The following is a 6,926-nucleotide window of genomic DNA, read 5'->3' on the forward strand; positions in this document are numbered from 1 at the left end:
GTGGCGCCGCCCGCGGCCCCGGCCGCCGCCGCGCCGGCGGCAGCGGCCCAGGGCGCGGGCGGAACGGGCTCAGCGGGCGCCTCTGCGTCGGACCGCCCGGTTTCGCGGTGGGCTTCGATCTCCGCACTGTCTGCGGTCTCGGCGCGGTCGTAGTCGGCATAAGCCGGATCGTCGAGCTGCGCGTCCGGCTGCGCCTCGACGGCCGAACCGCCGGCCTCGGGCGTCTCCTGCGGGTCGGGCGGGGCGGTGCCGTCGGCGGCAGGCCCCTTCGCGTCCTGCGCGTCCGGCTGCGCCTCGACCGCCGAGGCTCCGGCCTCCGGCATCTCGTCCGGATCCGGCGGGGCGGTGCCGTCGGCCAGGTCGACCTGCGCCTCGACCTCCGAGGTTCCGGGCACGGCTTCCTCGTCCGGCGAGCTTACGGCATCCGGTGCATCGGCGGTGTCCGTGGGGGTTATCGCGTCGTCGGCGTCAGGCTGCGCATCGGCCTCCGATGCGCCCGCGTCAACCTCGTCCGCTTCGGCCGTTGCGTCCTCGTCCGGGCGCGCGTCGGCTTCGGAGGCGCCGTTCGGGTCGGCAGGCCCGTCGCGGGTGGCGTCCTTTTCGGGCTCATCGTCCGAGCCTGCGGGTTTGTCCTTGTCCGCCACACCTGGTCCTTCTCGATTCTCACGCGACCGTGATGCCGCCTCGGGGCAGCTTACCCGTCGGTCTCCGGTCCCTCAAGCCGTGCGGCGTGATCCAGCAAAGCGACCACCGCCCGCAGCATCGCCGGCGCGTCCGGGCGTTCGGCCGTCAGAAGCCGGACGGCCGGCAGATGCGCGACCTCGCGCGCGACCGCCTCGCTCATCGCGGCGACCAGCAGGGGCGCCCGCCCGCCGTGCTGCGTGGCGAACTGCACGGCCGTCCGCGGCGAAAATAGCGGCACCACAACGGGCGCGCGACCCTCCAGCGCGGCGCGGGCCGCGTCGCCGAGAGGCAGGAGAATCTGCCGGTAGAGCACGGTTTCACGCGTATCGAGACCGGCGACGCGCAGTTTCCGCGCTACATCGCCGCGCGCATGTTCGCCCCTGACATGCAACAGCGGGCCCGGGGGCCGCTCTCGCACCATCAGGTCCAGCAGGGCGCGCGCATCCCCCCCGGCGGCCCGGGCCGGGATCCCGGCCCGGCGCGCCGCCTCGGCCGTGGCATCGCCCACCGCCCAGGCCGGCAGGTCGCGCGGCCCGCCCGCGACGGCATAAGCGCGCACGCCATTGGCGGAGGTGAAGATCAGGCCGGCGACCCGCGTCATCTCGGGCAGCCGCCCGGCGTAATCCAACCGCATCAGCGGCGCGATCAGCACCTTGGGCGTCCGGGCGCCGAGCACGCCACGCAGTTGCGCGGCGAAACGCTCCGACGCCTCGGCCGGTCGGGTGAGCAAAAGCGTCGGGGTGCCGGTCATCGCGCCGGGATTGTGGGCCGCGCGGCCGGGTGGTAGCAAGGCCCTTTCCCGCGGACGGGCGAGCGGATGGCCGAAACCCTGACGATCCTGGGGCTGGAGAGCAGCTGCGACGACACGGCGGCCGCGGTGGTCGCGGACGGGCCGGACGGCGCGCGCATCCTGTCGTCGGTGGTGCTGGGTCAGGCCGATCTGCACGCGGCCTTCGGCGGTGTGGTGCCGGAGATCGCCGCGCGCGCCCATTCGGAAAAGCTGGATCTTGCCGTGCGCCGCGCGCTGTCGGAGGCCGGCGTCACGCTGCGGGACATCGACGCCCTGGCCGTCACGGCCGGCCCGGGCCTGATCGGCGGCGTGCTGGCGGGCGTTATGCTGGCCAAGGGGATCGCGGCAGGTACCGGGCTGCCGCTGATCGGGGTGAACCATCTGGCCGGGCACGCCCTGACGCCGCGCCTCACCGATGCGCTGCCCTGTCCCTACCTCATGCTGCTCGTCTCGGGCGGGCATTGCCAGTTGCTGACCGTGCGCGGGCCCGCAAGTTTCGAACGGCTGGGCGGCACGATCGACGATGCGCCGGGCGAGGCCTTCGACAAGGTGGCCCGCCTGCTGGGCCTGCCGCAGCCCGGCGGTCCTGCGATCGAGCGCGAGGCCGCAGCAGGCGACCCGGCGCGCTTCGCCCTGCCCCGCCCGCTGCTCGACCGGCCCGGCTGCGACATGTCGTTTTCAGGTCTAAAGACCGCGGCGCTGCGCCAGCGCGACCTGCTGATCGCGGAAAGGGGCGGGCTCACCCGGCAGGACCGGGCCGATCTCTGCGCCGGGTTCCAGGCGGCGGTCGCCGAGGTTCTGGCCGAAAAGACCCGCCGCGCGCTGGCGCAGAGCGGTGCCCCCGCCCTGGCCGTCGCGGGCGGCGTGGCGGCCAACGCGACGATCCGGGCGGCGCTTAAGCGCGTGGCCGATGCGGCAGGCGTGGCTTACGTCGCTCCGCCGCTCGCGCTGTGCACCGACAATGCGGCGATCATCGCCCATGCCGGCGCAGAACTCTTTCGCGCCGGCCACCGCGACGGCATGGACCTTGCCGCGCGGCCGCGCTGGCCGCTCGATACGGGCCGCCCCGCGATGCTGGGCGGCGGGCGCAAGGGGGCCAAGGCATGAGCGTGGGAATTCTTGGCGCCGGCGCCTTCGGCACGGCGCTGGGCATCGTGCTGGCGCAGGCGGGCCGCGAGGTCACGCTCTGGGCGCGAGAGGGCGCGGCAGAGATGGACGCCGCACGCGAGAACACGCGCCGCCTGCCGGGCCATGCGCTGCCCGAGGGGCTGCGCGTCACGGCCAGCGTGGACGAGGCCGCGGGCGCTGACACCATCCTGCTCTCCGTGCCGATGCAGAAACTTCGGGACGTGGTCGACGACCACGGCGCAGTTCTGCGCGACCGCGCGCTCGTCGCCTGTTGCAAGGGCTTTGAGCTGCGCAGCACGCTTGGCCCGGCCGGCGTGCTGGCCGAGGTGCTGCCCGGCACGCCGCAGGCCATCCTGACCGGACCGTCCTTCGCGCACGACATCGCGGCAGGCCTGCCCACCGCACTGACGCTCGCCTGCGCCGACGGGGCGCTGGCCGCACGTCTGCAGGCCGACCTGGCGACGCCCACCGTGCGGCTCTACCGCACCGAGGATGTGACCGGCGCCGAACTGGGCGGCGCGCTCAAGAACGTGATCGCCATTGCCTGCGGCGCGGCGATGGGGGCCGGGCTGGGGGAAAGCGCGCGCGCCGCGCTGATGACCCGCGGCTTCGCCGAGATGAACCGCATGGCGACGAAGCTTGGTGCGGCCCCCGGAACCCTTGCGGGGTTGTCGGGCTTCGGCGATCTGGCGCTGACCTGCACCTCCGAAGGGTCGCGCAACTATCGCTACGGGCTGTCGCTGGGCCGGGGCGCGGCGTGGTCCTCGTCCGACACGGTCGAAGGCGCGCCCACCGCCCGCGCCGTGGCCGACCGCGCCCGCGCGCTCGGGGTCGAGATGCCGATCACCGGGGCGGTCGTCGCGCTGCTTGACGGGCGGCTTGCGCTGGGCGAAGCGATGGACATGCTGCTGTCGCGCCCGCTGCGCGAGGAATGAGGGGGCGGCCCGTGCGCTACTGGCTCTTCAAGTCCGAACCCTCCACCTGGTCGTGGGACGATCAGGTGGCAAAGGGCGCCGCGGGCGAGGAATGGGACGGCGTCCGCAACTATCAGGCGCGCAACATGATGCGCGAGATGAGCGTGGGCGACCGCGGGTTCTTCTACCACTCGCAGAGCGAGAAGGCCCTGGTGGGGATCGTCGAGGTCATCGCCGAGGCGCATCCCGACAGCACGACGGACGATCAGCGATGGGAGTGTGTGGACATCAAGGCTGTCGCGCCGCTGCCCAGGCCAGTGACGCTCGACGAGATCAAGGCGGATGATCGGCTTGCGGACATGGCGCTTGTCCGCAACCCGCGCCTGTCCGTGCAGCCGGTGACCGAGGCGGAATGGCGCATCCTCTGCGAGAAGGCGGGCTTTTCCGGCTAAGCCAGATCCATCGTCCTGCGCGACGCTCGGGTCCGGGGCGGCGCGTGCCATCCCGGTGAGGCCGGACGCGCCCGTCGTGACGCCGGCAGGCCTTGCGCTCGGCGCATTGTGACACGCCCATCCGGCGGAGCCGCCGACGGAGGTTGCCGGGATGGAACGCGGCCGCGGCGGGCGGGGGGATTGGCGCCGGGGCTTCAGGCCCTCGGCTTCGCAGGTCGGCCGATCGTAATGGGGCGGCCTGTTCCCGCCCGTGGGAAGCAGCGCGTTCGCGATGTCGTCGGCAGCGGCGGGCTTCGACGGACAGGCGGTCGCGCCGAGCCTGACCGTGATCGGCGGCGAGAAGCTTGTCGTCGGGGCGATCGGCGCGTTCATCGGCGGGATCCCGGTTCTTTCCGAATACCCGGGGAAAGCGGAGGGTCCGGCCCCTGCCGGAACCCTCCGTCACCCCGGCGCTCCCACACACCGACGATCAAGGGAAGTGTCCGGCCATCCTGGCTCGTGCGAGGTTCAGCCTAGCGCATGGCGTTCTCGCGCGCAAAATCCGAATACCGCGAATTGACGGTATCGCCGCCCGGAAGGCCGCTCTCCGACGCGGTCAGCCGTAGACCGCTTCCTTCCCGAAATGCTTGGTCAGCATGTAATAGACCACCGGCCGGTACTTGTTGCGCTCGGACCTGCCGTAGGTCTCGATCACCGCGTCGATCGCCTCCATCAGTTCCGGTCCCTCGGTCAGGCCCAGCTTCCTGATCAGGAAGTTGTTCTTCACGGTCTCCAACTCGTCGGGCTGGCTCGACGCCACGGTTTCCGCATCGGGGTCGTAGATCGACGGGCCGCAGCCGATGGTCACCTTCGTCAGCAGGTCCATGTCGGGCTCCATCTTGCATTTGGTCCGCAAATCCCCGGCATATTTCTGGATCAAATCGTCACGCTTGCTCATGTCGCGCTCTCTGGTCTGTCCCTGCGGCCCTCGCACCGGCACCGCCACGCGAAGGCTAGCCAGCTTCGCGGCCCGCACAAAGCGAAATCATGCGCCGGACAGCGACCGCGGCGCGCCGCTCCCGGATCAGGGCAGCAGCACCGCGGCCCCCTGCAGCCGCCCGCAGCGGAGGTCGTCGAGCGCCCGGTTCGCGTCCGCAAGGTCGTAGGGCACCGTCTCGGTCGTGACGCCCGCCTCGACGGCAAGAGGAAAGAAGGCCTCTCCGTCCGCGCGCGTGAGGTTGGCGACGGAGCGGATTTCGCGCTCCTGCCAGAGGTCGCGATAGGGGAACGCCGGGATGTCGCTCATGTGGATGCCGCCGCAGACCACGCGACCGCCCTTCCTGACCGCCCGGAGCGCCCGCGGCACCAGCTCCCCGACCGGGGCGAAGATGATTGCCGCGTCCAGTTCGTCCGTCGGCGTCTCCGACGAGCCGCCGGCCCAGACCGCGCCCAGCCGGCGGGCGAAGTCCTGGGCCGCCGTGTCGCCGTCACGCGTGAAGGCCAGGATCTCGATCCCGCGGTGGCGCGCGACCTGTGCGAGGATGTGCGCCGCCGCGCCGAAACCGTAGAGCCCGAGGCGCTGCACGTCGCCCGCCATCCGGAAGCTGCGATAGCCGATCAGCCCGGCGCAGAGCAGCGGGGCAAGCGCGACGGGGTCTTTGTCTTCGGGCAGCTCGAACACGTAATCCGTGTCGGCCACGCAGTATTCCGCGAAGCCGCCGTTGAGCGTGTAGCCCGTGAACCCCGGCGCGTCGCACAGGTTCTCGCGTCCCATCCGGCAATAGCGGCAGCGGCCGCAGGTATGGCCCAGCCAGGGCACGCCGACCCGGCTGCCCGGCGGCACCTGCGCGCCTTCGCCCAGCGCCTCGACCCGCCCGACGATCTCGTGACCCGGGATCAGCGGCACCTTCGGCTCCGTCAGGTCCCCGTCCACGACATGCAGATCGGTGCGGCAGACCCCGCAAGCCTCGACCCGCAGCCGCACCTGACCCGGCCCCGGCTCCGGCAGCGGCAGGTCGCGCAGTTGCAGTGCAGAGGACGTGCCGTCGAACACCATCGCACGCATCTTCCGGCCCTCCTGCCCGGCCTCCCGTGCGGAAGACTAGCGGCGATCCGGGGCAACGAAAATACCCGGCGCCGTCGCGCCGGGCATCTTGGCCCCCATGGCGGCGCGTGTCAGTAGCGGTAATGCTCGGGCTTGAACGGCCCGTCAGGGCTCACACCGATGTAATCGGCCTGGTCCGCGTCGAGCCGCGTCAGCCGCGCGCCGATCTTTTCCAGATGCAGCATCGCCACCTTCTCGTCCAGGCGCTTGGGCAGGACGTAGACCTTGTTCTCGTACTGCTCGCCCTTGGTGAAGAGCTCGATCTGCGCCAGCACCTGGTTGGTGAAGGAGGCCGACATCACGAAGGACGGGTGTCCGGTCGCGTTGCCCAGGTTCAGCAGGCGCCCTTCGGACAGCAGGATGATGCGATTGCCCGAGGGCATCTCGATCATGTCCACCTGTTCCTTGATGTTGGTCCACTTGTGGTTCTTCAGCGCGGCGACCTGGATCTCGTTGTCGAAGTGGCCGATGTTGCCGACGATCGCCATGTCCTTCATCTCGCGCATGTGCTCGAGGCGGATGACGTCCTTGTTGCCGGTCGTGGTGATGAAGATGTCGGCGGTGGACAGCGCATCCTCCAGCAGCACCACCTCGTAGCCGTCCATCGCGGCCTGAAGCGCGCAGATCGGATCGACCTCGGTCACCTTCACCCGTGCGCCGGCACCGCGGAGCGAGGCGGCAGAGCCCTTGCCCACGTCGCCGTAGCCGCAGACCACGGCCACCTTGCCGGCCATCATCGTGTCGGTCGCGCGGCGGATGCCGTCCACCAGCGACTCCTTGCAGCCGTACTTGTTGTCGAACTTCGACTTGGTGACGCTGTCGTTGACGTTGATCGCCGGGAAGGGCAGGTGCCCCTTCTCCATCATCTTGTAGAG

At 71.2% G+C, this 6,926-nt stretch carries 7 protein-coding genes and 1 pseudogene; 3 read left to right on the forward strand and 5 right to left on the reverse strand.

What is annotated here, in order from left to right; all coding sequences use genetic code 11:
- Positions 1-644 (reverse strand): annotated as a pseudogene (locus ACLFOB_RS13570) (hypothetical protein); the annotation flags it as partial.
- Positions 645-694: 50 nt separating this feature from the next.
- Complete coding sequence (locus ACLFOB_RS13575) at positions 695-1,435, reverse strand: uroporphyrinogen-III synthase (RefSeq protein ID WP_410926425.1); 741 nt, start codon at positions 1,433-1,435, stop codon at positions 695-697.
- A 66-nt stretch (positions 1,436-1,501) separates the two neighbouring features.
- On the opposite strand from ACLFOB_RS13575, the gene tsaD reads away from it, so the two are divergent.
- From tsaD to ACLFOB_RS13590, 3 genes are read left to right on the forward strand one after another with little or no spacing between them, the layout of a single operon-like run.
- Complete coding sequence (tsaD, locus tag ACLFOB_RS13580) at positions 1,502-2,581, forward strand: tRNA (adenosine(37)-N6)-threonylcarbamoyltransferase complex transferase subunit TsaD (RefSeq protein WP_410926426.1); 1,080 nt, start codon at positions 1,502-1,504, stop codon at positions 2,579-2,581.
- Positions 2,578-3,537, forward strand: coding sequence for an NAD(P)H-dependent glycerol-3-phosphate dehydrogenase (locus tag ACLFOB_RS13585; protein ID WP_410918584.1), 960 nt, complete (start codon positions 2,578-2,580; stop codon positions 3,535-3,537). Before tsaD ends, ACLFOB_RS13585 begins: the two co-directional genes overlap by 4 nt.
- Before the next feature lie 11 nt (positions 3,538-3,548).
- Positions 3,549-3,968, forward strand: a complete 420-nt coding sequence (locus tag ACLFOB_RS13590) for an EVE domain-containing protein (protein ID WP_410926427.1) — start codon at positions 3,549-3,551, stop codon at positions 3,966-3,968.
- A gap of 595 nt (positions 3,969-4,563) precedes the next feature.
- Here the strand turns inward: ACLFOB_RS13590 and ACLFOB_RS13595 are convergent.
- The 3 genes from ACLFOB_RS13595 to ACLFOB_RS13605 all read right to left on the reverse strand — a co-directional run.
- Positions 4,564-4,905, reverse strand: coding sequence for a DUF2853 family protein (locus ACLFOB_RS13595; protein WP_410918334.1), 342 nt, complete (start codon positions 4,903-4,905; stop codon positions 4,564-4,566).
- Positions 4,906-5,031: 126 nt separating this feature from the next.
- Positions 5,032-6,012: a zinc-dependent alcohol dehydrogenase family protein gene (locus tag ACLFOB_RS13600; RefSeq protein ID WP_410918335.1), complete on the reverse strand. Its 981-nt coding sequence runs from the start codon at positions 6,010-6,012 to the stop codon at positions 5,032-5,034.
- A 110-nt stretch (positions 6,013-6,122) separates the two neighbouring features.
- Positions 6,123-6,926: adenosylhomocysteinase (locus ACLFOB_RS13605; RefSeq protein ID WP_410926428.1), on the reverse strand; the 804-nt coding region annotated here is incomplete at its 5' end.

Origin of the sequence: Rhodosalinus sp. (genome assembly GCF_046542825.1) — a bacterium.
In the GTDB taxonomy this organism is placed as follows: domain Bacteria; phylum Pseudomonadota; class Alphaproteobacteria; order Rhodobacterales; family Rhodobacteraceae; genus Rhodosalinus.

Excerpts from the sequence above, each read along its gene's own strand:
- ACLFOB_RS13575 (WP_410926425.1), bottom strand. The coding sequence starts at position 1,435 with ATGACCGGCACCCCGACGCTTTTGCTCACCCGACCGGCCGAGGCGTCG.
- ACLFOB_RS13595 (WP_410918334.1), bottom strand. The coding sequence starts at position 4,905 with ATGAGCAAGCGTGACGATTTGATCCAGAAATATGCCGGGGATTTGCGG.
- ACLFOB_RS13585 (WP_410918584.1), top strand. The coding sequence starts at position 2,578 with ATGAGCGTGGGAATTCTTGGCGCCGGCGCCTTCGGCACGGCGCTGGGC.
- ACLFOB_RS13600 (WP_410918335.1), bottom strand. The coding sequence starts at position 6,012 with ATGCGTGCGATGGTGTTCGACGGCACGTCCTCTGCACTGCAACTGCGC.
- tsaD (WP_410926426.1), top strand. The coding sequence starts at position 1,502 with ATGGCCGAAACCCTGACGATCCTGGGGCTGGAGAGCAGCTGCGACGAC.